Genomic DNA, 25478 nt, shown 5'->3' with positions numbered 1-25478 from the left:
TTCTGTGTGTGTCATCAGACCACCACCGTCATTCCGCCGTCGATAAAGATCGTCTGCCCGTTCACAAAATCAGACCCGCTGGAGGCCAGCCACACCGCCGGCCCGGCCAAATCCTGCACCGTGCCCCACCGCGCCGCCGGGGTCCGGCCCAGGATCCAGGCATTGAACTGCTCATCATCCACCAGGTTCTGCGTCATCTCGGTATGGATGTACCCGGGCGCGATGCCGTTGATCTGCAGCCCCGATCCCGCCCACTCCGCGGTCATCGCCCGGGTCAGGTTCCGCAAACCGCCCTTCGCCGCCACATACGGGGCGATCGTGGGCCGGGCCAAATCCGTCTGCACCGAACAGATGTTAATGATCTTCCCGTGACCGCGCGGAATCATGTGCCGGGCCGCCTCCCGGCCCACTAGGAACGCGCTGGTCAGGTCCGTGGAGATCACCCGCTCCCAGTCCTTCACGTCCAGCTCCAGCATCGGCACCCGGTGCTGGATCCCGGCATTGTTCACCAGGACCTCCAACGGGCCCACGTGCTCCTCGACCCACGCCACACCCGCCGCGGCCGCAGCGTCGTCCGTGACATCAAACGCCACACTGTGCACCCGGCCCGGCGCGTACTCCGCCGCCATCACCGCCTCCGCCGCCTTCAACCGCTCCGGATTCACCCCGTTCAAAACCACCGTCGCGCCGGCATCGGCCAAAGCCCGCGCCAACGCATTACCGATCCCCCGGCTCGAACCAGTCACCAGGGCAACCCGCCCAGTCAAATCAAAAAGTGAAGTCATGAAGAGCAGCTCCTTCGCCGCGGTCTGCGCAGTGCGCGAAATGGTGGTTCAGCATTTTGGCGCGAACGGACACTTGAGGCCCCTGCGGCCGGGGCCTCAAGTGTCCGTTCGCGCTGTTCGTTGGAAGGGGCCAGTTCCTTAGAACGGGCCGCGCTGCACGAGGTTGGCCGGGGTTTGTCCCGCGGCCAGGGCTTCGAGCTGCTGCCGCAGGAGCTTCAGGATCCGGGGCTGGAAGGCCGACGCGTTGCCGCCAACGTGGGGCGTGATGAGGGCGTTGGGCGTGGACCACAACGGGTGGTCCTGCGGAAGCGGTTCCGGATCGACGACGTCGAGGGCGCACTGCAGGCGGCCGGATAGGACTTCCTTAGTCAGGGCTGCCGTGTCCACTACCGGGCCGCGGCCCACGTTCACCACGAGGGCACCGTCGGGCAGGGCAGCGAGGACTTCCTCGCCGATCAGGCGGTGGGTGTGGTCGTTCAGCGGCAGCACCGTGACCAGGATGTCGTGCGTTGCGGCGAGCGCGGCCAGGTCCGCCGAGGCGTGGACCTCGCCGTGCTCGTCGGTCCGCGCCGAGCTTCCCACCCGGGTAACCGTGACCTCGAAGGGCTCCAGGCGGCGGGCAATTTCGTGCCCGATCCCGCCGACGCCCACCAGCAGCACGCGGCGGTCGGCGAGGGACTGGCGCCGCTCCGGCCGCCAGAGGCCGTACTGCTGGTCACGGACGGCCTGGTCGATGCCGCGCAGTTTGGCGAGGATCAAACCCACCGCCAGTTCCGCCGTCGCCGCCGCATGCACGCCGGAGGCGTTGGCCACGCCGGCCACCGGACCGGCGGCCTCGATGACGCCGTCGTATCCGGTGGACTGTGTCTGGACGAACTTCAGTTCGTCCACCTGGGCGAGCGATCCGAGAACCGCGCCGGAGTTGATGTAAGGGAGGATGACGCCGTCGATCTCTCCCAGCGCTGCGTCTTCAGGTTCCGCCTTCATGTCCCAGACGACACCCCTCAGTCCCTCGGGGAGGGGTGAGAGATCGGCGAGCAGTTGCCGGTCGGGGAAGCTGACGGTGCGTACTGGTTGCATCGGAAACCTATCGATTCTGGAGAGCGGGTGGTGAATTGGGTGGGGCCGCTCTGGCTGGCCCCACCCTTGGCAACTTTAGGCCTGGCGCCGGTCGAACGTCAGCCCGCCGGGGACCTGGAAGGTAGGCATGAGTTCCAGCATGCCCACGTTCACGTGGCGGGGTGTTTCGATGGCGTAGTCCATGGCGTTGACGATGTCGTCGGTGGTCAGGGATTCGTAGCCCTCGTAGTACGTATTCCAGGCCTCTTCCATGGCCTCGGGCGTGCCGCCCATGTTGCGGCCGAAGATCTCCGTCTCGACGCGTCCGGGGCAGATCTCGGTGACGCGGATGCGCTTGCCCACGGTGTCGTTGCGCAGCTGGCGGGAGATCTGGTGCACGGCGGCCTTGGTGGCGTGGTAGACCGTGTGGCCGTAGAAGTTGTACACGCCGGCGATGGAGCTGATGTTGATGACGTGGCCGCGGTCGCGTTCCACCATGCCGGGCAGGACCAGCCGGGTGAGCTGAAGCAGGCCGCGGAGGTTTACGTCAATGAGTTCGTCTATGTCGCTCTCCGAGGAGTCCAAGATGTTGCCCGGCCGGGACACGCCGGCGCAGTTCACCAGGACATCGACCTCGAGATCTCCGACGGCGGCGGCCAGCGCCGCGGTGTCGGTCAGGTCGACGATGTGGGGAATGGCGCCGGTCTTGTCGGCCAGGTCGTTCAGGCGTTCCTCGTTACGGGCCACGGCGTGGACGGTGAGTCCCCGTTTGGCGAGGCGCTCGGCGATCGCGGCACCCATCCCGGTTGAGGCGCCGGTGACGAGGGCGGTTGAGTAGTCTGAAAACGGCATCTAAGTCTCCTGTTATTGCAGTGGTAAGTGTTAGGCGTCGCGCAGCGGAAGGTGCGCGCGGTCCTTGACAGTGCTGACGGCCGCCAGCGTGCCCAGCGCAGTAATGACGGCGTAGAACGCGGGCATGTAGACGTTGCCCGTGGACGAGATCAGCCAGGTCATCAGCAGCGGGGCGGTTCCGCCGAAGAGTGCCGAGGAGATGTTGTAGCCCAGGCCGTAGGCCGAGTACCGGACGCGGGTGGGGAACAGTTCCACGATCAGGATGTGGATCACCGCGGTGTGACCGGCGAACACAATGGCCATGATGCAGGCGCCCAGGATGGCCAGGGCCATCTCGCCGGTAGCGATGAGGGCGTAGGACGGGATGCCGAGGACGGCCATGGCGATTGCCGAGCCAGCGATGACCTTCTTGCGTCCGATGCGGTCGGACAGGGCGCCCATGAACGGGATGGCGATGCAGATGACCACGAGGCTGCAGGCGGTGACCAGCAGGGCTTCGGCGATGGTGAAGTTGAGTTGCTTGCCCTTAAGGAACGTCGGCATGTAGGAGAACAGGACGTAGTAGCCGGAGCCATTCATGAGCGGAATGAACAGGGCCAGGAGCATGGCGCGTCGGTGTTCGGCGGAGGCGAAGGCTTCCTTCAGCGGGTTCTTGGACAGCCCGCCTTCTTCCTTCAGCTTTACGAAGTTGGGAGTGTCGCTGATCGCCTTGCGGATGTACCAGCCGATGACGCCCATCGGGATGGCCACCAGGAACGGGATGCGCCACGCGAACGAGCCGAAGCCGCCGCCGTCGATCGCTGCCTGCGTGAGCCAGGGCGACATGGAGAAGGCGACCAGGGTGCCGGTTAGCAGGGCAGCGAAGGAAGCGATCTGGGCGTAGGAGGTGATGATGCCGCGCTTGCCTTCAGGGGCGTGTTCGGCGAGGAAGGTCATGGCGCCGGCAGCCTCGCCGCCGACGGAGAAGCCCTGGAGCAGGCGAAGCAGCACAAGCAGCACGGGGGCCGCGATGCCGATGGCCGAGTAGGCGGGCAGGAGCCCGATGCCGGCGGTGGCGACGCTGATCAGCAGGATGACGAAGACCAAGAGTTTTTGGCGTCCGATCTTGTCTCCCAGGATGCCGCAGACGACGGCGCCGAGGGGGCGGACGAAGAAGGATATGGCGTAGCCGGCGAAGACGAACAGCAGTGCGTTGTCCGGGTTGCCGGGAGCCAGGAACACGAGCGCAAGCGTTCCGGCCATGAAGGCGAAAATGCCGTTGTCGTAGAGCTCCACAAAGATTCCGACACACCCGGCGGTCACTACTTTCCGGGCCTGCCTCGCATCGAGCCGGTCATGCTGCGGTGCACTCGCACGCGTTGGTGTAGACATTTTCATTCCTAACTTGGACTTAGTTCGAGGGGAGGTCATCGGTGATCCTTAGCTGCCGGCTGCCGGTACGAGTTCCGGCCATCCGGGCTCTTTGCCGATGCCAAGGAGGGCGAAGATTGTGCTGACTCGGGAACGGAGGTTTTCCAGTTCCCTTATTGCGGCCCGATGCTTTGCTGTGGCTTCGGGGACGGTGGTCTTGCGGAAGGTGATGGCGTGCCCGGGGCGGGCCTGGGCAAGAGTGTCGAGCGAGCGGCTGGTGACCACTGCCAGAACGGGGTACCCGGCGGTGACGCCGCGTCCCCGGTGCAGCACCAGCAGCTCTTCCCGGGAGGGAACCTCGATGGCGCCCATGGGGACGCCGCGGGACAGCACTTCGGCTGTGGACTGGCGTTCGGGAAGCACCCCGCCGAGGCGCAGTCCGATGTGGTTGCTCCGGGCGCTGACGGTGTATTCGGTGTTGAACAGCAGCTCTGCCGTCTCGCCGAATTCGTCAACGTCCGGACCGTCGGTGACGTCGATGACCGCCCTGCTGCTGAACTCGGGCCGGGTCAGCCCCAGCCGGAACAGCGGAAGGTCAAAGTATGGCTGCCGGATGGGTCCGACGCTCCTGCAGGTCTTCAGCTCCGTGCCCTCGGAAAGCCGGAGTCCGAAGCCGATGACCGTATCCGGGGCACAGCTTCCCAGCAGTTCCGGTGCCTCCACCGAACCGTGGACGGCAAGGTAGGAGCGGAGCCCGCCGGTGATACGGCGCACCGCCACGGTTTCCCCGGCACGTACGGACACCGGTTCCCACTGCGGGCATTCGCGCCCGCCGACGGTGAGCGTCAGCGGTGCGCCGGTGACGGCGATGAGGAGGTCGGTGGTGGCCTGCATGCGGAAGTCCAGGGCGGTTATTTCCAGCAGCGGGGCGTTGTCTGCGTTGGCGGCGAGGATGTTCGCCGCCCGTGCCGAGAACTGGTCGAGTGCCCCGTTGACGGGAAGCCCGAACCGGGGTCCGCGGAAGCGGCCCATGTCCGTGACCACGGAGTTTCCGGGCTGCTGGATGATCAACGACCCGCTCATCGTGCTGCCTCCAGTTTCCGGCCCGCGTAGTCCGCGAACTCTTCCGGCTGGATCTGGCGGAACGTCAGGAGGTCGCCGGGAAGGTAGGGAACCAGCGGTTCGCTGGCGGCGTCAAGAACGGTCAGCGGGGTCTGGCCGATGACGCACCATCCGCCCGGCGCCACCGCCGGGGCGATGACTGCCTGCCGGCCGGCGACGGCCACGGCACCGGCAGGAACAGACAGCCGGGGGTCCTTCAGCCGCGGAACGGGGAGCGGAAAATCAGGGCCGTCCATCATGGGCGAGCCGGCAGGGGCGCCGAGGCAACGGATGACGTAGGACTTGGCCGTGTGCAGGGCGATGATCTCCTCCACGGAGAGCTGCTGGTGCTCGGCAACGCGCTCGAGGTCCGGGCCGTATTCGCCGCCGTAGACCACCGGGACGCTGAATTCGCGAGCCGTGCGGGCGGGTGCACCGACGTGCTCCAGCTGGCGCAGGCCTAGGAGGACGAAGGCCCGGACCTGGCGCGCAGAGGTGACCCCGGGGTCGAATTCCACGAGCAGAGAATCGTACGTCGGCACTGCGCCGTGTACGCCGTCGGCCCCTGCAGTCTCAAGCCACTGCGCGAGGGAATGGACGGTGCTCCAGTTGGCCTCCGTGTCAGCGGAGGAGGCAACGACCCGCAGGGCCGAATCCCCGGACTCGAAGATCTCCACCGGAGTTGGTTTTGGGGTGGCAGCCATCTCAGGCGGCCTTCACTTTGGCGGCCAGCACCTGGGCGAGCGGGGCGATGGTCACGCCGGCGTTCTCCAGTTCGGCGCGTACCTGGCGGGCCAGTTGCACCGCGCCGGGCGTGTCCCCGTGCAGGAGGACGGTGTCGGCCACAATCGGCAGGTCCGTGCCGGCGACGGTCTCGATGAGCCCCTCGCAGACCATCCGCACGGTGCGCGCAACGATGGCGGCAGGATCGTGGATCACGGCGCCGGGACGGCCCCGCGGCACCAGGGTGCCGTCGGCCTCGTAGGCGCGGTCGGCGATGCCGACGATGCCCACGGGGAGCTGCCGTTCAGCGGCAGCGGTGGCCAGTTCGCCGTCCTGTGCCAGGACGATGAGGCCGGGGTTCAGGCGGGCGGCGGCATCGGCCACGGCCGCTGCGTAGTCGGCGCGGGTGGCGACTAGGTTGCCGAGGCGGCCGTGCGGCGCAATGTGGGCAACGGTGGTGCCGTGGTACGCGGCGAACGCGCTCAGGGCACCGAGCTGGTACAAGACGTCGTTGCGGACCTCGTCCGCCGTCAGGTCCATGGCGCGCCGGCCGAAGCCCCGCAGGTCCGGGAAGCTCGGGTGGGCGCCGATGCTGACCCCGCGGCGGACGCATTCGGCGACTGTGGCGTGCATGATGTCCGGGTCACCGGCGTGGAAGCCGCAGGCGATGTTGGCACTGGAAACCACCTCGAGCAGGGCAGCGTCGTCGCCCATCGAGTAGGCGCCGAAGCCTTCTCCGAGATCTGCGACGAGATCAACTGTGGGTCCCATTATCTGCCTTCCTGGGGTGGTTAGCTGCGGCCCTGCCCGTCGGGGCAAAGGGATCAGCTGCGCTGGTGATGAGGTGTGTCCGAATTGGCCCTGTGAGGGGTTCCGTTCCGGGGCTGCCGGGCTACCGGCTTCTGGAAAAAAGTCTGACACCGGGATTTGGCTCACACAAAGACGTAATCGGTGTCACGGGATAGGTGCCGGTTATGACCACCGCCGCAGTGGAGTCCATGACCGTCTCCTTCCCGCTAAGGAGGGTTCGGCCCTTGCCGGCCCACCCTCGTTGCATTGAACATATGAGGCGTTTATTTCGCGAATGTAAAACAATTCACCTATTTCGATAAAACCTATTCCTATGCAAAGTGCATCCGACCCCATCGGGAAATTGCATGTGGCCCGGGGGGATAGAATGTACCCTTAATGAAATAGCGTTCTGGGTTCAACCTAGTGTCAGCGATGTGGATCACACAAAGACCTATTGCGTGTCCCTCCATAGCATCCCGTTATGACCTTGCGGGTTCAGGACGCCGCAGAGAGAGAGGGCGCCCGTGGATACCAGGAAGCTTGCGTACTTCGTACAGATCGTGGACTCGGGGAGCATCACCAAGGCCGCGGCTGCGCTGCACGTGGCCCAGCCGGCCCTGAGCCAGCAGGTTTCGGCGCTGGAGACAGACCTGAAGCAGCGCCTGCTGATCCGCAGCAAGCAGGGCGTGCAGCCCACGGCTGCCGGGCACACGCTGTACCGCCATGCCCAGTCCATCCTGCGGCTCGTCGCGCAGGCCCGGGTGGACGTTGCCAAGTCAGGGGCGGCGCCGTCTGGGCGCGTGTCCATTGCCATTGCGCCCTACAGCATGGCATCGAGCCTCACCCCGCAGATCATCAGCGAAGTGGCCCGCCGGTACCCGGACATCGTCCTGCACGTCACGGAAATCTACGGCGGCGTCCTGAGCGAGGCGATCAAGAACGGCCGGCTGGACATGGCGCTCATCTACGAGCCGGGCCCCATCCGCGGTGTCCTTTTCACCACGATGATCGTCGAGGACCTGCACCTGGTGGTTAACGCCGCCAGGCCGGATGTTAACGCGGAGAACGGCGAGATCATGCTAGACGAGGTGGCCCGGCACGGGCTCTTCCTTCCGGAGAAGATCCACACGCTGCGTCAGGCCGTGGAGGCAGGTTTTGACAGCAAGGGCCTCAAACTTCAGCTGGTGGGTGAGGTGGAGTCGGTGCCCTCGCTGACCCGGCTGCTCCGTGCCGACCTCGGGGCCACCATCCTGCCCAAGTCGGCTGCGGACGCACTGTTCCACGAAGAGGACTTCCACGTCCTGCGTATTGTGGACCCTGCCCTGCAGTGCAAGATCGCGCTGTGCACACCCGATCACGATCCCCTCTCGGAGGCGGCATCGGCCGTACTCCTGGTGCTGAAGGAAATGCTCCAGGAAATGCTCAACGATAAGTACGGCCGCTCATAGGTTTGGCTTATTAGGGCACTCATCATTTGTCTTAGTAATCACGCCCCCGTGATTCTAATATTGGTGGCAAGCCAAAAATTGCGGTGACTCATATTCCGCAAACAAATCAACGGGGAGCCAGCCATGAAAAAGATCAGCACCGCCAGGAGAACTTCTGACCCGAGCGTGGGGCTTATGGCCAAAACCGGGTCGCACTGCCCGACCAATGGTTTCTGGCGGCCAGAGGACCGGTCCGCAGCGCCCATCTTCGTTTTCGAGGGCAGCATCATGCCGGTCAGCGGAGACGGGTCGACGGTCTGGTACCTGGAGGACGCTGTCTTCGGCGCCCCGGCCTACCCGGTCCCCCACCGCGTCTAACCGGCGCTGCCCTGCCTCCCAACTGGGTACCAGCACAGGGCGTTCCCAGGGCTGGGAACGCCCTCACCTGCTACCCACTTCCACTTCTCAGATGGCTCCAGAAAGTCTTTTGATCCCGGCCGCATCTGATGCCTGATCGGCCCTTTTAATGTCAGTGGCCATTGGCAGACTGTGTCCATGGAAGGCATCGGGAATTCAGCACTGACAGCAGCGGCGCCGCACGGCGCCGCCCTGCACGCTGACGCCTTTCCTAAGGACCTACATGACGCCGGTTTCCTCTTCGATGCGTTCGCGGATGACGGGTTTTCCGACAACGGGCTTCCGAATGACGACGACCTCGAAGCCGTGTATCCGGCATCATTTCCGGAGGACCCGTTTCCTCAGGCCCTGTTTGCCAACCGCCCTTTCGACGAGGACCAATGTGACGGCGGCCCTTTTGACGCCAGCGTTCCCTCCGTCGCCGCTACCTCCCGGCACGTCGCTTCTGGTTCCTGCGCTCAGGACCGTGGAACAACCTCGGGTTGGTTTCTCCCGGAAGGTGACCTCACGGCTGACAGTGCCGGGCTGATCGACCAGATACGTGGCTACGAGAACTTCAAGAGCTGGGCCGCCGGGCAACAGGCGCGGCTTTCCGTGACCTTCGAGGCCCGGCTCCGGCAGGAATCCACGGACCGGGCGCCACTGGCCGCGGAGAACCTGGGCAAGGACCGCGGGAAAGACAGGGGCACGGGCGCGGCTGAGCAGATCGCGCTGGCCCGGGGCGAGTCCCCAAACCGGGGCGGCCGGCTGCTCGGAACAGCCAAGGCGCTCATGGAGATGCCCCACACTTTGACCGCGCTGGACACCGGACAGCTCAACGAAGAGCGCGTCATGTACGTGGCGAAAGAAACCGCCTGTTTGACGGTCGAGGACCGGTACGCCGTCGATGCGGAGCTCGCCGCCGACACCGGAACGTTCGTTGGCGCCGGGACCCGCACTGTGGTGGCAGCGGTCCGGGCGGCCGCCATCCGGCGGGATCCCCGCTCCGTCGCCCAGCGGGCGAGCCATGCCGCGTCGGAACGGAGGGTGAGCCTGCGCCCGGCGCCGGACTGCATGACGTATCTGACGGCGCTGCTGCCTGTTCAGCAGGGTGTCGCCGTGTCCGCGGCGCTGACCCGGCACGCGGACAAGCTCCGGGCCGCCGGGGACCCGCGCTCCCGCGACCAGATCAAGGCCGACACCCTGGTCGAGCGGACCACCGGCACCCCCGCCGGCATCACCGGCATCGAACTCAACCTCGTCATGACAGACCGCACCCTCCTCCAAGTCGACACCGAACCCGCCCGGATACCCGGCTACGGCATCGTCCCCGCAGACTGGGCACGCGATCTCATCACGCAGGGACAACATTCCGCCCAGTTCCAGCATCCGGGCCGACCGGATTGCGGCCAGCCCCGCGAGGTCGATTCAACCGCCGTCAAGGAGCTGAAGACCTGGATCCGGCGGCTCTACACCGCCCCCGGGACCGGGGACCTCGTCGCGATGGACACGCGACGGCGGCTCTTCCCGGCACCGTTGCGCCGCTTCATCCACATCCGCGACGACACCTGCCGCACGCCCTACTGCGACGCCCCAATCCGCCACCACGACCACATCATCCCCTGGCACGACGGCGGCCCCACCTCGTTGAGCAACGGCGCGGGACTGTGCGAAGCCTGCAACCACACCAAAGAACTCCCCGGCTGGAAAGTGGAGCCCAGACCAGGTCCAAGGCACACCATCGAACTCACCACGCCCACCGGCCACACCTACCGCTCCACGGCGCCGCCGCTACCCGGATCTGGATGGCCCGGAACCGGGGTGCGCGAAACACATCAGCCCGAACGTGGCGGCCCAGCGCCGTAACAGGCGAGGCCGGACGGCAATGCCGCGGCCCCGGGGGCACAGACAGTAGAACGAAGCGTAAGAGGCGAAGCACGGCAGCAAAGATACGCCTCAGGCCGGACAGAAGACTGTCCCGCCTGAGGCGATGCCGCTACGCGAACACGCGCCTACGCGTGCTCCACCAGCAGGCCCTTAGCCTTCAGCACCTCGGTGAGGTTGCACAGCTCGATGGTGGTTCCGCCGGCCTTGTAGAGGCCGATGAGCTCGCGCTCGGCGTCGTCCCGTTCTTGCGAAAGGCGGATGACTTCCTCGATCTCGTCCTTGCGGACAACAACAACGCCGTCGGCGTCGCCGCGCAGGACGTCGCCCGGGTAGATGATCTCGTCACCGAAAACCACGGGGTGGTTGATCGGGCCGATGGTTTCCTTAACGGTGCCCTTGATGGAGACACTGCCGGAGAAGACGGGCAGACCCAGCTCGATGAGGTCCTGGGTGTCGCGGACACCGGAGTCCGTCACCAGGCCGGCGAGGCCCTTGGCCTTCATGGCGTTGCCGAGGACGTCGCCGAACGTGCCGGCTTCCTCGTACTCCCCCGCCGCGGCCAGGATAACGTCGCCGGCCTCGGCGTAGTGGATGGCCACCTGGAGCATGAGGTTGTCCCGCGGGGCGCAGCGGACAGTGGTGGCGGGACCGCAGAAGGACATGCTGCGGGCGATCGGCTTGATCTTGGAGCTGAGCGCGCCCTTGCGGCCCTGTGCTTCGTGGATCGTGGCTGAGGAGAACTGCGCCAGGCGGCGGACGGCGTCGGCGGCGGGTCGTTCGATGTTGGTCTTTACGTGGATCACGGAATTTTCCTTCATTTAGTGGGGGTAAGCTGCGGGCCCGTTGGCGGGGGTTAGCTGAGGGCCCGGACGGCCTTGTCGATGGCTGCGATGGACTCTTCAATGACATCGAGGCTGGTGGCGTAGGAGATGCGGAAGTACGGGCCCAGTCCATAGGCCGAGCCCTGGATGACGGCGACGGAGGCTGCCTCCAAAAGGTAGAGCGTGAAGTCCTCGTCGTTGGCGATGACCTTCCCTTCCGGGGCGGTCTTGCCGATGGCGCCGCCGCAGTTGACATACGCGTAAAAGGCTCCTTCCGGCGTCGCGCATGAAAGGCCGTCGACGGCGTTCAGGGCGGCTACCGCCGCGTCGCGGCGGCTGCGGTAAACCTCAACACTTTCCCGCACGAAGGTCTGGTCGCCGGTGAGCGCGGCGGCGCTGGCGGCCTGGCTCACCGAGGACGGGCAGGAGGAGATCTGCGACTGCAGCTTGTTGATCGCCGCGATGAGCGGTGCCGGTCCGGCCGCGTAACCCAGCCGCCAGCCGGTCATGGCGTAGGCCTTCGAAACGCCGTTGACGGCAAGGATGCGGTCCTTGAGTTCCGGAGCAACCTCCACCAGGCTCTGGATTCGGCCGGAGCCGAAGTAGATCTGGTCGTAGATCTCGTCCGTCAGGACATAAACCTGCGGGACGTTCGCGAGGACATCCGCCAGGGCCCGCAATTCCGACGGGGAGTACACAGCACCTGTGGGGTTCGAGGGGGTGTTGAGGATGACCCACTTGGTCCGCTCGTTGAGCGCCCCGGCCAAGGCTTCGGGGGTGAGCTTAAAGCCAGACTCCTCGCCGCAGGTGACAACCACCGGGGTGCCCTCGTTCGCGAGCACCATGTCCGGGTAGGAAACCCAGTATGGTGCGGGAACCACAACCTCGTCGCCCGCGTCCAGGGAAGCCATGAACGCCGTAAAGATCACCTGCTTGGCGCCACCGCCGATGGTGATCTCAGCCGGGGTGTAGTGGATGCCGGTGCGCTGTTCGATGGTCTCCAGGATCGCCTTCTGCAGTGCTGGCGTGCCGGTGACCGAGGTGTACTTCGTCTCGCCCTTGCTGATCGCCTCAACCGCCGCCGCCTTGATGTGCTCAGGGGTATCGAAGTCCGGCTCGCCGACCGTCAGGTCCAGGATCCGGCGCCCTTCTGCCTTCAGCTCACGCACGCGGGCCGCTGCGGCCACGCTGGCAGATTGCTTGATGCGGGACACTCGCGATGCAGGTTCAAATTCAGACATGGTCTCTTCCTAGGGAGTCAGGAGGGAGCGATACTCGTCCCTTCGACACTAGGGAATCCCGGCCGGTCTGGATAAGACCTAATCTGCGTGGACGGATAAGCGTCTCTTATGGACCGCCGTCGTCCTTTGCCGAAGCACCCCAACCCAAACTTTTTGGTTATGGCTCCACGCACTATAGGTATTTCCGCGCCTCCGCCTGTTCTGCCTAGCCTTCTACATAAGTCGGGCCGCTGGGCAGGTGCCGTAGAAGCGGCTCCGTCGTCCGGCGCCGTCCGACGTCAATCCGAACCTAGGAGTGCTCTTGGCTGTTCTGCACCGCGACCACCGCCGGGAAGGCTACTACCGCTACCGCGGGACCGCGAAACCCGACAAGGCCGCTGCCCAGGCGGAAAAGACGCGCAAGCTGCTCCGGGACAGCCGCCAGCGGATTTCCTTCAACGCCACCAGCATGCGCGCCCTCTCCGTCCGGCTGAACCAGCAGATCGCCCAGGCGCTCTGCGACGGCATGAAGGTCACCCGCCTCGCCGAAGCCGCGGAACTCTCCCGCTGGGCGGTCCGCACCGTGGGCCTGTCGTCCGACGACCTTCTCCCGTCCGGGCTACCGGCGGAGCAGCACCTTGCCTCGATCCGCCAGCTCAAGTCGGAGCTGGCTGAACTTGAAGAATCCAAGACCACCCTGGAAGACCGCCGCCTGAACCTCCTGGCAGGAGCACGACGGCGGGGAGTTCTGGATGACTACGAGCTGGCCGCCCTCAGCGGGCTGCAGCGCGAGACCATCCGGAAGATGACGTGGGGCGTCCAGCCGGAATCCGGCGCCGTCCCGGCGTAAGTCTGCACCCGGCGTCGTGCCCGTCAAGCCCTAGCTAGGCAGGGCAAGCAAGCGTAGCGTCAAACTGCACGCTGTTGCTGGTGGCTTGGAGGTGGCCCCGATGGCTGGATGGAATGCCGATACGGCGGCGGGCCCTTTGGGGGCCGGGACGGTCACTTTGGTCGAGGGATCATCCTTCTGTATTTCCTTGCCGAACGGGGACATCAGTGCCGACCATCCGCACGGTCTCTTTGTGCAGGACGCGCGCATCCTCTCGGGCTGGAGCCTGACCGTTGATGGCCTGGCGCTTGAGCCGCTGGCGGCCGAGACGAAGGAGCCGTACCGGGCACTGTTTGTGGGCCGGGTTCCCCGCTCTGACAGCTACGCCGACAGTCCGCTGATCGTGGAGCGGCTGCGTGAAGTGGGGGCCGGCATCCAGGAGCAGGTCACCGTCCGGAACTACTCGCTCGAGCCGGCAGAATGCGTCATCGCACTGAAGACCGGCGCAGACTTTGCGGACCTTTTCGAGGTGAAAGAGGCCCGGATCCTGCGGCGCTGGGACGAAAACCGGCAGGCCGACGGCGGCACGCTCACCATTCGTGCGGCGTGGCAGGGCGTCCGGAAGGGCGTGGTGGTCCAGGCCCCTGGTGCAGACATTTCGGCGGACACTGTGACGTACCGGGCAACAGTACCGGCGCACGGTCACTGGAGCACGGTCTTGACCGTGCTGCCCAGCACCGAGGGATCCGATTCGGCGGTGGCTTTCGTCCATTCCGAGGGCGACGGTTTGTCCCCCAGGGACCTCCGCCGGCGGGATTGGGTGGCGAAGATACCGGTCCTGCAGATGGGCAATCGGTCTGTTGAACGCACCCTGCGCCGCAGTTACGACGATCTGGGTGCCCTTCGGATCGAGGACCCCGACCATCCTGAACGCGTCGTGGTAGCTGCCGGGGCGCCCTGGTTCATGACCCTGTTCGGCAGGGACTCGCTCTGGGCTTCAGTCATGGCGATGCCAGTGGACCCGTCCCTGGCGCTGGGCACGCTACAGACTTTGGCAGACCGTCAGGGATCCGTGGTGGACCCCATGACTGAGGAGGAACCGGGGAAGATCCTCCATGAGGTCCGGCTCGACGTTTCCAGCGGGCTGTCCCTGGGCGGCAAGTCGGCCTACTACGGCAGCGTCGATGCGACGCCCCTTTTCCTGATGGTGCTCGGGGCGGTCAACCGCTGGGGCTTCGCTGCGGACACGATCGCCGCCTTGCTGCCGCATGCGGACCGCGCCCTCGAGTGGATCATGAAATACGGGGACAGGGACGGTGACGGCTTCGTCGAGTACGAGCGCCTCAACGACCAGGGCCTGATCAACCAGGGCTGGAAGGATTCCTGGGACGGAATCAACTTTGCCAACGGCAAATTGGCCGAGCCGCCGATCGCACTCTGCGAGGTCCAGGCCTACGTGTACGTCGCGTACCTTTCGCGCGCATGGCTGGCGTACGACGCCGGGGACACGGCTTTTGGTAATGAGCTCGCCGACCGCGCGGCCCGGCTGAAGAAACAGTTCAACGAACAGTTCTGGATCCCTGAACGCGGGTACTACGCCATTGCCCTGGACGGCAAGAAAAGACAGGTGGATGCCTGCGCTTCGAACATGGGTCACTGCATGTTGCAGGGCCTCATTGACGAGGACAAGGCTCCCATGGTGGCCAAGCGGCTGATGTCCCCCGAGATGTTCAGCGGCTGGGGCGTGCGCACTCTGGCCAGCGACATGGGCGCCTACAACCCTGCCAGCTACCACAACGGATCGGTGTGGCCGCACGACAACGCAATCGTCGCAGCCGGACTCCTCCGCTATGGCTTCGTTGCTGAGGCGCAGCGGATCGCCACCGGCATCATGGACGCGGCCGAATACTCCGACGGCCGGCTCCCGGAACTGTTCTGCGGTTTTAGCCGGGAGCAGCTCGCCGCCCCTGTTCCGTATCCGACGGCGTGCTCTCCGCAGGCCTGGGCAGCGACCGCACCGATCCAGCTGGTGACGAGCCTGATGCGGTATGACCCGGTCGTTTCCGCCGGTGGCGTGTGGATGGATCCAGTTCTTCCCGAGTCTTTTGGGGACCTGCACATCTCTAACGCTCCCTTGGGCGGCGGCCGCATCACCATCGACATTGCCAATTCCGTCCCGTCCGTCCAAGGGCTGCCTGAAGGGATGACGCTCCACCAGGGGCACCGGCCATGGATGTCAGAACTGGTGGAGCAGGCCGATCACCGCCGAAGGGAGCGGCTGGAAAACTGGGGCCGGTAGCCGGTGTAGGGGTCAAGCCGTCCGGAGGCGCACGCCGTCGCGATTGCCGTACATTTGGCGTCCCTGCCCGGCGGAACGTGCCGGCGGCCGCGCCGCCGCGACGTGGCCTTGACCCGTGTCATGCGGCGCCCTCCAGGATTTTGACCCGTGGCTGCACGGAGACGTAGTCACCCTTGAAAAAAAGAAGGGGATCGACGTCGGAACGGGCACTCAGGGCGTGGACCGCGGCCACCACGATGGTGTGGTCGCCGCCGTCGTACTCCTGGTGCAGCTCGCAGTCCACCCAGGCCAGGGCGCCGTCGAGGACAGGGTTGCCGAGGGGTGACGGAGAGTGGTCGACGCCAGCGAACTTGTCCGCGCCGGACCGCGCGAACTGGGCAGCGAGGTGCTGGTGGTCGGCCGGAAGGATGTTGACGGTGACGCGGCCCGCCCGGCGCAGCAGCGGCCAGCTGCTGGAGGTCCGCGCCGGGCTGAAGGTCACCAGCGCCGGCTCCAGTGAGAGCGACGCAAAGGACTGGCAGGTGAACCCGGCAGGGCCGTTCTCGGTGGCCGCAGTGATCACGGTCAGGCCCGTTGCGAAGTGGCCCAGCACGTTGCGGATCCGACGCGGGCTGAGGTCTGAGAGTTCCGTCATGGCGAGTCCTTTCGAAGCGTGTAGACCCAATCAAGCACCTTGCTGCCCGCTTCCCAACCCCGGCTGCAACGTACTGACGCGCACTGAAACGCAGCTTCACCGGCCGAAGCGAGGCGTAACAAAATCGCACCCGGCCAGAGCTTGCCTAGGCTACGGGTACGTGGTGTGCCCGAGAGGACAGGGAGCGGTCTGCAAAACCGTTGACGCGGGTTCGAATCCCGCCATCACGTCCGGTTCGAGAGGACAGCTCAGGTTCGGGAGGACGACGGCGCCGGGCGGAGGTAGTCGGTCAGGAAACCGACGAGGACGCCTCCCAGGATTACGGCGAGCGCCGGCAGGAGCGTTATTGGCCCCACGCTCTCCCGGATGTCAATGCCCAGGAAGGGCGTGACGACGACGGCCAGCACGTACACCAGGGATACTGCCACGGCGACGGTGGTCACTGTCGTTCCCCGTGACCGCCGCCTTCCCTTTGGGAACTGCTTGGCGTAGTCCTGTGCAGCCCCGAACTCGTCCTGTGCCGGCGTTCCGGTGGCCGCCTCGTGGGCCCGCACCTCCTCCAGCGTTTCGGCGATCTGCGGCTCGGAGATGCCACGGATCCGAAGGTTGAAGGCCAGGTCGCGCTCGTACGTCATGGGGTTTCCTGTCTGCTTATCCGAATCCTGCTGAGTGCTTCGTCCATCTGCTGCCAGGCGTCCGCCGCGCGGGCCAGTTCCGCACGGCCCTCGCCGGTGATGGCGAACTGCTTGCGGCCCGGCCCCGCCGAGTCGTGCTGCCACACATGGCTGACCAGTCCCTGATCCTCCAGCCGCCGCAACAAGGGATACAGCGTGCCGCCCTTGGTCTTCGGGAACCCTCCGGAGCGGAGCACGTCGATCATGGCGTAGCCGTGCATCTCACCGTTCATTAGGAGCGCGAGCACTGCATGCGGGAGCGCAGCCCGGGTCAGCTCCTGCTGCCAGTCAATTGCGCCCATGGATAGATAGTGGCACTACTTAGATCGGATGGCAATCCTTGTTGTCGCATGAACCGTTGGAAGCTGCGGTAAAAGTCGAATTTGCGTTAAAAATCTCCCTAAATCTCCGCAGATAGTGGAATATGGTGTCATGCCGAAAAACCGCATCTCCGAAGCCGCGCGTTTCCTGGGGGTCAGCGACGACACCGTCCGCCGCTGGACCGAGAACGGGACCTTGACCCCGGTCAAGGACGCCTCCGGCCGGCTGGCCGTCGAGGGAATTGAACTCGCCCACCTCGCCCGCGACCAGGCGCAGCTGCCCGAGGACCCCACCCGTGTAGGCAGCTCTGCCCGCAACCGGTTCGTTGGCCTGGTCACCGGCATCACCGCGGACAAGGTCATGGCCCAGGTGGAGCTGCAGTGCGGCCCCTTCCGCGTCGTCTCCCTGATGAGCAGCGAAGCCGTCCGTGAACTCGGCCTGGAACTCGGGTCCGTGGCCACCGCCGTGGTCAAAGCCACCACCGTCATCATCGAAACACCCCAGGGAAAGAGCATCATTTGAACGTCACCCGCGTGCGCATCGGCGCCCTGCTGGCCACCGGCGTCCTCGCAGCCGGGCTGGCCGGCTGCGCCGCTTCCAATACGGCGAGCGGCACAAACCAGAGCGGCGGTTCGACGGCGGCCGGTACCGGCACCGTGACTATTTACGCCGCCGCGTCCCTGAAGACGACGTTCACCAAGATCGCCTCCGAGTTCGAGGCCGCAAACCCGGACACCAAGGTCATGCTCAACTTTGCCGGGTCCTCGGACCTGGTCACGCAGATTACCCAGGGCGCCCCGGCCGACGTTGTCGCCTCCGCCGACACCAGGAACATGGCCAAACTCTCCGACGCCAAGCTCATCGACGGAACGGCAAGCAACTTCGCCACGAACGTCCTGGAGATCGCGGTTCCGCCGGCCAATCCGGCGTCGATCAGCTCCTTCGCGGACCTGGCGAAGCCGGGCGTAAAGGTGGTGGTCTGCGCACCGCAGGTTCCCTGCGGCTCCGCCACCGAGACGGTGGAGAAGGCCACCGGAACCACCCTGAAACCTGTCAGCGAGGAATCCTCCGTGAGTGATGTGCTCGGCAAGGTCACCTCAGGGGAAGCCGACGCCGGGCTGGTTTATGTCACCGACGTCCGGAACGCGGGCGACAAGGTCAAGGGCATCCCGTTCAGTGAGTCGGACAAGGCCGTGAACACCTACCCGATCGCCACCGTGGGCAGCAGCAAAAACAAGGAACTGGCCAAGGCCTTCATCGCCATGGTCACCGGCAGCGAAGGCAGGAAGGTCCTCAGTGACGCCGGCTTCGGCACCCCGTAGCAAGGCTTGGACAGCCCGCAAAACAGGCCGGCGGGACACCGGATACACCGGTGTTCCGCCCTGGGTGTTCGCCCTCGCGGCAGCAGGAGCCGTGTTTGTCCTGCTGCCGCTGGCCGCCATGGTGGCCAAGGTCAACTGGGGGCAGTTCATCCCGCTCATCACCTCGGAGCCCTCCCTTACCGCGCTGGGCCTGAGCCTGCGAACGTCGGCAACCAGCACCGTGCTGTGCATCGTACTCGGCGTGCCGCTGGCCCTCGTCCTGGCGCGTGCCAGTTTCCCAGGCCAGCGCCTGCTGCGGGCCTTCGTGCTGCTTCCCCTGGTCCTGCCGCCGGTCGTCGGCGGCATCGCCCTGCTGTACACGTTCGGCCGCCAGGGCCTGCTCGGGCGGAGCCTTGAGCTGGCGGGGATCCAGATCGCCTTCTCCACCACCGCCGTCGTTCTTGCCCAGACGTTCGTTGCGCTGCCGTTCCTGGTGGTCAGCCTCGAGGGCGCCCTGCGCACCGCGGGCACCAAGTACGAGGCCGTCGCGGCAACCCTCGGCGCCCGTCCCACCACGGTGCTGCGCCGCGTCAGCATCCCGCTGGTACTGCCCGGGCTCGCCTCCGGTGCCGTGTTGTCGTTCGCGCGCTGCCTGGGGGAATTCGGCGCCACCCTGACCTTCGCCGGCAGCCTCCAGGGCGTCACGCGTACCCTGCCGCTGGAGATCTACCTGCAGCGGGAAACCGACGCCGATGCCGCCGTCGCCCTTTCCCTGGTGCTGGTCGCTGTGGCGGTCGCCGTCGTCGGGCTTTCCTACCGGCGCCCCCGGGCGCTGCCGTTACAGGCAGGAACAAAATGACCTTCACGCTCAGCGCCACGTTGCAGGCGCGCAACTTCGACGTCTCCCTCACGCTCGGCTCTGACGAAACCGTCGCCGTGCTGGGGCCCAACGGCGCCGGCAAGTCGACGCTGCTGGGGATCATCGCCGGGCTCCTCCGCCCGGACAGCGGGCACGCCGTGCTCGGACAGAAGACTCTGTTCAACCTCGACGGCGGGAACAGCCATTTCCTGCCGCCGCACACCCGGGGAACAGCCCTGCTTGCCCAGGAGCCGCTGCTGTTTCCGCACATGAGCGTGCTGGAGAATGTCGCCTTCGGGCCCCGGGCGGCCGGAGCCAGCCGAGCCGGCGCGCTGCAGACGGCACGGCACTGGCTGGCCGAAGTGGAGGCCGCGGAGTTCGCGGACCGGCGGCCCGGCCAGCTTTCGGGCGGCCAGGCGCAGCGCGTCGCCATCGCCCGTGCCCTGGCCACGGAACCCGAACTGCTGCTCCTCGACGAACCCATGGCGGCCCTCGACATCCATGCCGCCCCCATGCTGCGCAGGCTCCTCAAGCGCGTCCTCGCCAACCGCCGGGCCATCGTCATCACGCACGATGTCCTGGACGCGCTCATGCTCGCCGACCGGGCCATCGTCGTCGAAGGCGGACGGATCACCGAGGAAGGGCCCACCCGCGCGGTCCTGGAGAAACCGCGCAGCAAGTTTGCCGCGGGTTTGGCGGGCATGAATCTTCTCCCCGGCACTATCACCGACCGTGGACTGACTTCCGACGGCGGGCTGGACATCGCTGCCCACCCCGAGGACGGCGCCGTCCCCGGCCAGGCCGGCGTCGCCGTCTTTTCGCCGACGGCGGTCTCGGTCTTCCTGAGTGCTGAGCACGGCAGCCCGCGGAACTCGTTCGCTGTCACCATCACCGACCTGGAACCCCACGGCGACCAGATCCGCGTCCATGCCGGCGGCCTGTCCGCGGACATCACCCCGGCAGCCTCGGCGGACCTGGGACTCACGCCGGGGATGACCGTCCACTTCGTCATCAAAGCCACGGCCATCGCCATTTATCCGGCATAGCATGCAAAGCGGCTTGAGCTCCCCCACCGTCACGCCGGGCAGGATGATCGCGCCTCCGCCGATCCGGATGTACTTGCCGTAGGCACCGCGGGCGGGCAGCCCGTAAAGGCCGCCCGCCCGGGAAGGATCAGTTCTTGACCACGTCCAGCTCGACGACGGCCCAGGACAAGGCCGGCAGGCTCAGCCGCAGCTCGGAGCCGCTTGCTTTCGCGCCTTCGAGCGGCTTGAGGCCCACGCGGTCCGGGCTGCCCTGGGCGTTGATCGTGAGGCGGTCCCCGCCCTCCGGGATTTCCAGGACCTCCGCCCGGAGCACCTGCCGGGCATCGAACCCGCGCAGGGCCACCTCGACGTCGGCCGACTCCTCCAGGCCGCGGTTCGCGAAGAACAACGCCACCCGGCCCGTCTCCTCGTTCCACGTCGCGCTGACGTCCACCAGGTCGGTGTCGCCGAACCGGGCGTTCCCGTACTTGTCCGAGTCGACGGACAGGCGCAGGATCTGGCCCTTCGCCAGTTCGGCCATCCGGGCGAAGGGGTGGAAGATGGTCTGGCGCCAGGCCGGTCCGTTCTCCTCACTGAAGATCGGCGCGATCACGTTGACCAGCTGCGCCTGGTTGGCGATCTTCACCCGGTCGCCATGCCGGAGCAGCGAGTTGAGCAGCGTTCCAACGACGACCGCGTCCGTCACGTTGTACTTGTCCTCGATAACCCGGGGGTGCTCGCGCCAGCCGGCCTTGGTCACGTTGTGCGGCTGGTCCTCGGTGTCGAGGCCGCGCTGGTACCAAACGTTCCACTCATCGAAGGACAGGTTGATGTGCTTCTTGTGCTTGCCCTTCGCGCGGACGGCATCCGCCGTGGCGATCACCGACGCGATGAAGTAGTCGGTGTCGACGGCGCTGGCGAGGAAGCTGCCGACGTCGCCGTCGTGCTCCTGGTAGTAGGCGTGCAGCGAGACGTAATCCACTTCCTCGTAGGCGTGGGTCAGCACTGTCTGCTCCCAGGCCCCGAAGGTAGGCATTCCGGAGTTGGAGCTGCCGCAGGCCACCAGTTCGATGTCCGGGTCCACGAACCGCATCGCCTTGGCGGCCTCCTGGGCCAGACGGCCATACTCTTCAGCGGTCTTGTGGCCGATCTGCCAGGGCCCGTCCATCTCATTGCCGAGGCACCACAGCTTGATGTTGAACGGGTCCTTGTGCCCGTTTTTGGCGCGCAAATCCGAGAGGTACGTGCCGCCGGGGTGGTTGGCGTACTCCACGATCTCGCGGGCCGCGTCCACTCCCCTGGTGCCCAGGTTGATGGCCTCCATGATTTCGGTGCCGGCCTGCCGGGACCAGTCCACGAACTCGTGCAGGCCGAAGGCGTTGGTCTCCAGGGTGTGCCAGGCGCCGTCGAGCCGCCGCGGGCGGTTTTCCCGGGGGCCGATGCCGTCCTCCCAGTTGTAGCCGGAAACGAAGTTGCCGCCCGGGTAGCGGATGACGGTGGCGCCGAGCTCCTTGACGAGCTTGAGCACGTCCTGGCGGAAGCCGTTCTCGTCGGCCTCCGGGTGGCCGGGCTCGTAGATGCCGGTGTACACGCAGCGGCCCATGTGCTCAACGAAGGAGCCGAAAAGGCGGCGGGGTACTTCCCCGATGGTGAAGTCGCGGTCGAGAGTGATCCTTGCGCGGGACATGTGGGGTATCTCCTTGGTTGTGGAACAGGTTCGTTGATAGTCAGTGGAAAGCGAAGGTGCCTAGGTCAGGTGCCGGCGAGTCCCGTCGTCGCAACGCCCTTGATGATCTGGCGCTGGAAGAACAGGAAAACGAGGATGAGCGGCAGGGCCGCGAGCAGCGCGGACGCCATATTCTGCGCGTACTGGATGCCGTAGGCGCTCTTGATGGTCTGCAGCCCCACCGGGAGGGTCAGGATGGAGCCGTCGTTGGTGGAGATGAAGGGCCAGAGGAAGTTGTTCCAGGCGCTGATGAACACGAAGATTGCGACGGCGGCCAGGATGGGGCGTGAGAGGGGCAGGATGATCTGGGTGAAGATCCGCATCCGGCTGGCACCGTCCATCACCGCGGCCTCCTCGAGCTCGCGCGGGATCTGATCGAAGAACTTCTTGAGCACGAACACCATGGCGGGGTGGATGACCTGCGGCAGGATGATGGCCCACGAAGTGTCAATCATGTGCAGCGCCACCATTTGGTAGAACAGCGGGATGATCAGCACCGGCGGCGGGATCATGATGGAGGCGATGATCACCGTCATCAGCACCTTCTTGCCGCGGAAGTCGATGCGGGACAGGGCGTAGGCCACCAGTGCGGAGATGGCCAGCGTGATCACGGTGATGGCCGCGGAGGTGTAGAGGGAGTTCCATGTCCACAGCGGGATGTTGCCGTCCTGGAACACCTTGACGAAGGCGTCGGCGGTAAAGCCCGACGGCGGGATCCAGCTTATTTTCGGCGCTGCGGCGTCCGCCTCACTCTTGAAAGCGGTGGCCGTCGCCCAGGCGAACGGGACAAGCCACAGGACGGCCAGGATTGCGGCGACTGCAAGGACGGCAGCCCTGCCGGCCGTCATCTTCTTGCGGGGCTGCCGGAGCTTTGCGGCCGAAGTGCTGCTAAGGGCTGGGCGGGTAAGGGTCTGGGTTGCCATGGTTATGCACTCCTGCGGCGAGTGATGAAGAACTGCATGACCGAGACGGCCACGATCAGCCCGAAGAAGATGTAGGAGATGGCTGCGGAGTAGCCCAGCCGGTAGCCGGTGAAGCCAGTTTCGAAGATGTACTCCACAACGGGCCGGGTGGAACCGGAGGGGCCGCCGGCCGTCATCTGGTAGACCTGATCGAAGATTTTCAGCGAGGCCAGGATCTGCAGGAGCACGATCATCACGGTCGTGGGGGTCAGCTGCGGCAGCGTGATGGAGAAAAACTGCCGCCAGGCTCCGGCCCCGTCCAGCGATGCCGCCTCGTAGTGCTGGGCGGGGATGTTCTGCATGGCCGCCAGGTACAGCAGGAAGTTGAAGCCCACGGTCCACCAGAGGGTGGCGATGACGATGGCCCACATGGCGACGTTCGGGTCGTTCAGCCAGGCCACCTTGGGCAACCCGATCTTCGCGAGCGAGTCGTTGATCAGGCCCAGCTGCGGGTTGTACATCCAGGAGAAGAAGAGCGAGACAACGGTGGAGGCGAGCAGGTACGGGGCGAAGTAGGAGAGCCGCCACAGCCACTGCGCCGGCAGCCCGACGTTGACCAGTGCGGCCATGACGAGAGCGACGAGCACTAGGGGAACCGTGCTGATCACCGTGAAGTAGAGCGTGTTGCCCAGGGAATGCCACATGTCGGCGTCGGCCAGGGCCTCGGCGTAGTTGGCCAGGCCGATCAGGCTGTCGTTCGCGCCGGTGAGGGACTTGCCGGTGAGGCTCATGTACAGGCCGTACAGCAGCGGCCAGACGAGGAAGACCAGGAAGAACGCCAGGAATGGGGCGGCAAAGCCCCAGCCATTGAGGTTGTCCCGGCTCCGGCGGGGACTGGACTGGGCGGTGCTGGTTGGGCTCTTTCCGGGCTGGTTAGTTTGGGACGGGTTTCTGCTGGACCGGCCGGGCAGGGACGGCGCCTGCTCAGCACTTTCGGATGTTGCTAAGGAACTCATCGGTGACTCCTTTGTCGCTCAGCGGCCTCAGACCGGGTTCGGCCGGGAAAGAAGGGTGTTGGTGCGGCGGACAAAGGCGTCCCAGCCGTCGGCGGCCTTGTCGCGGCCGAGGAGTACGTTCTGCACGTTTTCGGCAAAGTAGGTCTGCCAGTCAGAACCCGAGCCGCTGAACCAGGCCTCGGGATCGTAGGCGATGATGTCCGCGGCGTTGGCGTAGTGGATCTGCGGCGTGAGGTCCCGGTACGCCTGCGACTGCACAATCGGCTGGTAGGCCGGGATGTGGCCGGCCTCGGCCCAGGACAGCGACCCCTTGAGGATGTCGCTGACGAACTTGTACACGTCGCGCCGCTTCCCGTCGTCGACATTCAATTGCCGCGGCAGGACGAAGGAATGCGAGTCTGCGTACGACGCCGGCGTCCCGTAGAGCGTGGGAATGGTGGCGGCATCGACGGGCAGCTCCGCCTTCTTGAAGGTGGGGAGTTCCCAGACGCCGCTGAACAGCATCCCCGAGCCTCCGCGGGCAAATTCCGCGATGCCTGTGCCGATGTCCCCGCTCTTTGCGGCGACGGTGTCGTCGAACAGCGAGGCCATGAATTCCAGGGATTCGACGGCGGCATCCCGGTCGGCCTTCATCGGCTGGCCCGGCGTGAGTTCCATGTCCGCCCCGTGCTGCTTGTAGAGCGTGTAGAAGAGGCGCCACATCTGCGATCCGCTGCCCAGGTAGCCGAAGGACAGGCCGTGCGCCTGCGTCACCTTCTGCATCTCGCGGGCCATGGCGAGGAAGTCCTGCGGGGAGCTCGCTTCCTGCAGCTGGCCGTTGGCGCCAAGCACTCCCGCCTTGCCGGCGACGTCGGTGTTGTAGAACATGACGAAGGGGTGGGAATCCAGGGCGATCGAGAACACCTGGCCGTCGTGCTGGCTCTTGTCCCAGATCCTCGGCGCGAAGCTCTCGGCCGTCACGCCGTGCTCCGCCAGCAGGGACATGTCCCACGGGTCGATGAGTCCGCCCGGTGCGTAACCGGGGACCCGGCTGGCGTGCATGATGGCCAGTTCCGGCGGCCTGCCGCCCGCCGACGCCATGGCCAGCTTGGTGTAGTACGGCGGGCCCCACGCCAGGACGGTCGGATGGACTTTGAAGCCAGGGTTGGCCCCGTTCGCCGCGCTGATCATGGCCTGCATCTTGATGCCGTCACCGCCGGACAGCAGATGCCAGAACGCTATGTCCCGAACAGAGGCTGCCGAGGCGGTTCCGCCGCAGCCCGTGAGGCCGGCAGCGGCAAACACACTGCCCAGGGCCGCTGTTCCTGCCAATAGCTGCCGCCGGGACACCTGTTTGCCGGACATCTGTTTCCCGGCGAAAAAATCAAACTGCTTCACCCGTCACTCCTTTGGATGGGTCCGCTGAAAGTAATCCTTGTGGCACTGCGCCAGCCGTTCCGGTTCGCTGCATTCCGGGTCCAGTGAAGGCTGGCGTGTGAC

The 25478-nt window shown here is 65.9% G+C and carries 25 protein-coding genes and 1 tRNA gene; 10 read left to right on the top strand and 16 right to left on the bottom strand.

Annotated features, from left to right (window positions below; genetic code table 11):
- Positions 1-14: 14 nt before the first annotated feature.
- The 7 genes from J7I85_RS13785 to J7I85_RS13755 all read right to left on the bottom strand — a co-directional run bounded on the left by J7I85_RS13785 (position 15) and on the right by J7I85_RS13755 (position 6641).
- Positions 15-785 carry an SDR family oxidoreductase gene (locus J7I85_RS13785; protein ID WP_214852531.1) on the bottom strand — a complete coding sequence of 257 codons (771 nt, stop codon included), beginning with the start codon at positions 783-785 and terminating at the stop codon, positions 15-17.
- Positions 786-923: 138 nt separating this feature from the next.
- Positions 924-1865: a 2-hydroxyacid dehydrogenase gene (locus J7I85_RS13780; protein ID WP_214852530.1), complete on the bottom strand. Its 942-nt coding sequence runs from the start codon at positions 1863-1865 to the stop codon at positions 924-926.
- Positions 1866-1940: 75 nt separating this feature from the next.
- Positions 1941-2696, bottom strand: coding sequence for an SDR family oxidoreductase (locus J7I85_RS13775; RefSeq protein WP_214852529.1), 756 nt, complete (start codon positions 2694-2696; stop codon positions 1941-1943).
- 30 nt (positions 2697-2726) lie between these two features.
- Entirely contained in the window at positions 2727-4067 is a 1341-nt protein-coding gene (locus J7I85_RS13770; protein ID WP_214852528.1) for an MFS transporter, read from the bottom strand.
- Positions 4068-4115: 48 nt separating this feature from the next.
- On the bottom strand, positions 4116-5129 hold the full coding sequence (locus J7I85_RS13765; protein WP_214852527.1) for a biotin-dependent carboxyltransferase family protein: 1014 nt from the start codon (positions 5127-5129) through the stop codon (positions 4116-4118).
- Complete coding sequence (locus J7I85_RS13760) at positions 5126-5851, bottom strand: allophanate hydrolase subunit 1 (RefSeq protein ID WP_214852526.1); 726 nt, start codon at positions 5849-5851, stop codon at positions 5126-5128. Before J7I85_RS13760 ends, J7I85_RS13765 begins: the two co-directional genes overlap by 4 nt.
- Before the next feature lies 1 nt (position 5852).
- Entirely contained in the window at positions 5853-6641 is a 789-nt protein-coding gene (locus J7I85_RS13755) for a LamB/YcsF family protein (RefSeq protein ID WP_214852525.1), read from the bottom strand.
- A gap of 545 nt (positions 6642-7186) precedes the next feature.
- On the opposite strand from J7I85_RS13755, the gene J7I85_RS13750 reads away from it, so the two are divergent.
- The 3 genes from J7I85_RS13750 (at position 7187) to J7I85_RS13740 (ending at position 10351) form a co-directional block, all read left to right on the top strand.
- Entirely contained in the window at positions 7187-8110 is a 924-nt protein-coding gene (locus J7I85_RS13750; RefSeq protein WP_214852524.1) for a LysR substrate-binding domain-containing protein, read from the top strand.
- 123 nt (positions 8111-8233) lie between these two features.
- Complete coding sequence (locus J7I85_RS13745) at positions 8234-8467, top strand: hypothetical protein (protein WP_214852523.1); 234 nt, start codon at positions 8234-8236, stop codon at positions 8465-8467.
- 177 nt (positions 8468-8644) lie between these two features.
- Positions 8645-10351, top strand: a complete 1707-nt coding sequence (locus tag J7I85_RS13740) for an HNH endonuclease (RefSeq protein ID WP_214852522.1) — start codon at positions 8645-8647, stop codon at positions 10349-10351.
- Positions 10352-10497: 146 nt separating this feature from the next.
- On the opposite strand, the gene J7I85_RS13735 is transcribed toward J7I85_RS13740, so the two are convergent.
- Together J7I85_RS13735 and J7I85_RS13730 are read right to left on the bottom strand one after the other, a co-directional pair.
- On the bottom strand, positions 10498-11175 hold the full coding sequence (locus J7I85_RS13735; RefSeq protein WP_214852521.1) for a 4-carboxy-4-hydroxy-2-oxoadipate aldolase/oxaloacetate decarboxylase: 678 nt from the start codon (positions 11173-11175) through the stop codon (positions 10498-10500).
- A 50-nt stretch (positions 11176-11225) separates the two neighbouring features.
- Positions 11226-12434 (bottom strand): aspartate transaminase, encoded by a 1209-nt coding sequence (locus J7I85_RS13730; RefSeq protein ID WP_214852520.1) that lies wholly within the window; start codon positions 12432-12434, stop codon positions 11226-11228.
- 301 nt (positions 12435-12735) lie between these two features.
- Here J7I85_RS13730 and J7I85_RS13725 point away from each other — a divergent pair, with 301 nt between their 5' ends.
- Together J7I85_RS13725 and J7I85_RS13720 are read left to right on the top strand one after the other, a co-directional pair.
- Positions 12736-13263, top strand: coding sequence for a hypothetical protein (locus J7I85_RS13725; protein ID WP_214852518.1), 528 nt, complete (start codon positions 12736-12738; stop codon positions 13261-13263).
- Between the two features lie 100 nt (positions 13264-13363).
- Positions 13364-15541, top strand: coding sequence for a glycogen debranching N-terminal domain-containing protein (locus tag J7I85_RS13720; protein WP_214852516.1), 2178 nt, complete (start codon positions 13364-13366; stop codon positions 15539-15541).
- 118 nt (positions 15542-15659) lie between these two features.
- Here J7I85_RS13720 and J7I85_RS13715 read toward each other — a convergent pair whose 3' ends face one another.
- Positions 15660-16175 (bottom strand): flavin reductase family protein, encoded by a 516-nt coding sequence (locus J7I85_RS13715; protein WP_214852514.1) that lies wholly within the window; start codon positions 16173-16175, stop codon positions 15660-15662.
- 159 nt (positions 16176-16334) lie between these two features.
- Between J7I85_RS13715 and J7I85_RS13710 the strand changes: the two genes are divergently transcribed.
- Positions 16335-16405 (top strand) — tRNA-Cys (locus tag J7I85_RS13710).
- 18 nt (positions 16406-16423) lie between these two features.
- Here the strand turns inward: J7I85_RS13710 and J7I85_RS13705 are convergent.
- Together J7I85_RS13705 and J7I85_RS13700 are read right to left on the bottom strand one after the other, a co-directional pair.
- A complete protein-coding gene (locus J7I85_RS13705) occupies positions 16424-16810 on the bottom strand; it encodes a hypothetical protein (protein ID WP_214852512.1) in 387 nt (128 codons plus the stop codon).
- A complete protein-coding gene (locus J7I85_RS13700; protein ID WP_214852510.1) occupies positions 16807-17151 on the bottom strand; it encodes a PadR family transcriptional regulator in 345 nt (114 codons plus the stop codon). The genes J7I85_RS13705 and J7I85_RS13700 overlap by 4 nt, the downstream gene beginning before the upstream one ends.
- Before the next feature lie 130 nt (positions 17152-17281).
- Between J7I85_RS13700 and J7I85_RS13695 the strand changes: the two genes are divergently transcribed.
- The 4 genes from J7I85_RS13695 to J7I85_RS13680 are packed head-to-tail and all read left to right on the top strand — an operon-like array spanning position 17282 to position 20376.
- Positions 17282-17692: a molybdopterin-binding protein gene (locus J7I85_RS13695; RefSeq protein WP_214852508.1), complete on the top strand. Its 411-nt coding sequence runs from the start codon at positions 17282-17284 to the stop codon at positions 17690-17692.
- Positions 17689-18492, top strand: a complete 804-nt coding sequence (gene modA, locus J7I85_RS13690) for a molybdate ABC transporter substrate-binding protein (protein ID WP_214852507.1) — start codon at positions 17689-17691, stop codon at positions 18490-18492. Before J7I85_RS13695 ends, modA begins: the two co-directional genes overlap by 4 nt.
- Entirely contained in the window at positions 18467-19330 is an 864-nt protein-coding gene (locus tag J7I85_RS13685) for an ABC transporter permease (protein ID WP_214852506.1), read from the top strand. Before modA ends, J7I85_RS13685 begins: the two co-directional genes overlap by 26 nt.
- Entirely contained in the window at positions 19327-20376 is a 1050-nt protein-coding gene (locus J7I85_RS13680; protein WP_214852505.1) for a sulfate/molybdate ABC transporter ATP-binding protein, read from the top strand. The genes J7I85_RS13685 and J7I85_RS13680 overlap by 4 nt, the downstream gene beginning before the upstream one ends.
- A gap of 127 nt (positions 20377-20503) precedes the next feature.
- On the opposite strand, the gene J7I85_RS13675 is transcribed toward J7I85_RS13680, so the two are convergent.
- From J7I85_RS13675 to J7I85_RS13660, 4 genes are all read right to left on the bottom strand, one after another.
- On the bottom strand, positions 20504-22042 hold the full coding sequence (locus J7I85_RS13675) for an alpha-N-arabinofuranosidase (RefSeq protein WP_214852504.1): 1539 nt from the start codon (positions 22040-22042) through the stop codon (positions 20504-20506).
- Positions 22043-22107: 65 nt separating this feature from the next.
- Positions 22108-23004, bottom strand: a complete 897-nt coding sequence (locus J7I85_RS13670) for a carbohydrate ABC transporter permease (RefSeq protein ID WP_214852502.1) — start codon at positions 23002-23004, stop codon at positions 22108-22110.
- A 2-nt stretch (positions 23005-23006) separates the two neighbouring features.
- Entirely contained in the window at positions 23007-23999 is a 993-nt protein-coding gene (locus J7I85_RS13665; RefSeq protein WP_251024327.1) for a carbohydrate ABC transporter permease, read from the bottom strand.
- A gap of 27 nt (positions 24000-24026) precedes the next feature.
- Positions 24027-25343 carry an extracellular solute-binding protein gene (locus tag J7I85_RS13660; RefSeq protein WP_214852539.1) on the bottom strand — a complete coding sequence of 439 codons (1317 nt, stop codon included), beginning with the start codon at positions 25341-25343 and terminating at the stop codon, positions 24027-24029.
- Between the last annotated feature and the right edge of the window lie 135 nt (positions 25344-25478).

The organism is Arthrobacter sp. ISL-65, assembly GCF_018613795.1.
Classification (GTDB): domain Bacteria; phylum Actinomycetota; class Actinomycetes; order Actinomycetales; family Micrococcaceae; genus Arthrobacter.
This window is presented reverse-complemented; position numbering and strand designations above follow the sequence as displayed.

Excerpts from the sequence above, each read along its gene's own strand:
- J7I85_RS13760 (WP_214852526.1), bottom strand. The coding sequence starts at position 5,851 with ATGGCTGCCACCCCAAAACCAACTCCGGTGGAGATCTTCGAGTCCGGG.
- J7I85_RS13745 (WP_214852523.1), top strand. The coding sequence starts at position 8,234 with ATGAAAAAGATCAGCACCGCCAGGAGAACTTCTGACCCGAGCGTGGGG.
- J7I85_RS13705 (WP_214852512.1), bottom strand. The coding sequence starts at position 16,810 with ATGACGTACGAGCGCGACCTGGCCTTCAACCTTCGGATCCGTGGCATC.
- J7I85_RS13680 (WP_214852505.1), top strand. The coding sequence starts at position 19,327 with ATGACCTTCACGCTCAGCGCCACGTTGCAGGCGCGCAACTTCGACGTC.
- J7I85_RS13695 (WP_214852508.1), top strand. The coding sequence starts at position 17,282 with ATGCCGAAAAACCGCATCTCCGAAGCCGCGCGTTTCCTGGGGGTCAGC.
- J7I85_RS13660 (WP_214852539.1), bottom strand. The coding sequence starts at position 25,343 with ATGTCCGGCAAACAGGTGTCCCGGCGGCAGCTATTGGCAGGAACAGCG.
- J7I85_RS13770 (WP_214852528.1), bottom strand. The coding sequence starts at position 4,067 with ATGTCTACACCAACGCGTGCGAGTGCACCGCAGCATGACCGGCTCGAT.
- J7I85_RS13720 (WP_214852516.1), top strand. The coding sequence starts at position 13,364 with ATGGCTGGATGGAATGCCGATACGGCGGCGGGCCCTTTGGGGGCCGGG.
- J7I85_RS13740 (WP_214852522.1), top strand. The coding sequence starts at position 8,645 with ATGGAAGGCATCGGGAATTCAGCACTGACAGCAGCGGCGCCGCACGGC.
- J7I85_RS13755 (WP_214852525.1), bottom strand. The coding sequence starts at position 6,641 with ATGGGACCCACAGTTGATCTCGTCGCAGATCTCGGAGAAGGCTTCGGC.
- J7I85_RS13765 (WP_214852527.1), bottom strand. The coding sequence starts at position 5,129 with ATGAGCGGGTCGTTGATCATCCAGCAGCCCGGAAACTCCGTGGTCACG.
- J7I85_RS13715 (WP_214852514.1), bottom strand. The coding sequence starts at position 16,175 with ATGACGGAACTCTCAGACCTCAGCCCGCGTCGGATCCGCAACGTGCTG.
- J7I85_RS13730 (WP_214852520.1), bottom strand. The coding sequence starts at position 12,434 with ATGTCTGAATTTGAACCTGCATCGCGAGTGTCCCGCATCAAGCAATCT.
- J7I85_RS13675 (WP_214852504.1), bottom strand. The coding sequence starts at position 22,042 with ATGTCCCGCGCAAGGATCACTCTCGACCGCGACTTCACCATCGGGGAA.
- J7I85_RS13775 (WP_214852529.1), bottom strand. The coding sequence starts at position 2,696 with ATGCCGTTTTCAGACTACTCAACCGCCCTCGTCACCGGCGCCTCAACC.
- J7I85_RS13780 (WP_214852530.1), bottom strand. The coding sequence starts at position 1,865 with ATGCAACCAGTACGCACCGTCAGCTTCCCCGACCGGCAACTGCTCGCC.
- J7I85_RS13670 (WP_214852502.1), bottom strand. The coding sequence starts at position 23,004 with ATGGCAACCCAGACCCTTACCCGCCCAGCCCTTAGCAGCACTTCGGCC.
- J7I85_RS13785 (WP_214852531.1), bottom strand. The coding sequence starts at position 785 with ATGACTTCACTTTTTGATTTGACTGGGCGGGTTGCCCTGGTGACTGGT.
- J7I85_RS13665 (WP_251024327.1), bottom strand. The coding sequence starts at position 23,999 with ATGAGTTCCTTAGCAACATCCGAAAGTGCTGAGCAGGCGCCGTCCCTG.
- J7I85_RS13700 (WP_214852510.1), bottom strand. The coding sequence starts at position 17,151 with ATGGGCGCAATTGACTGGCAGCAGGAGCTGACCCGGGCTGCGCTCCCG.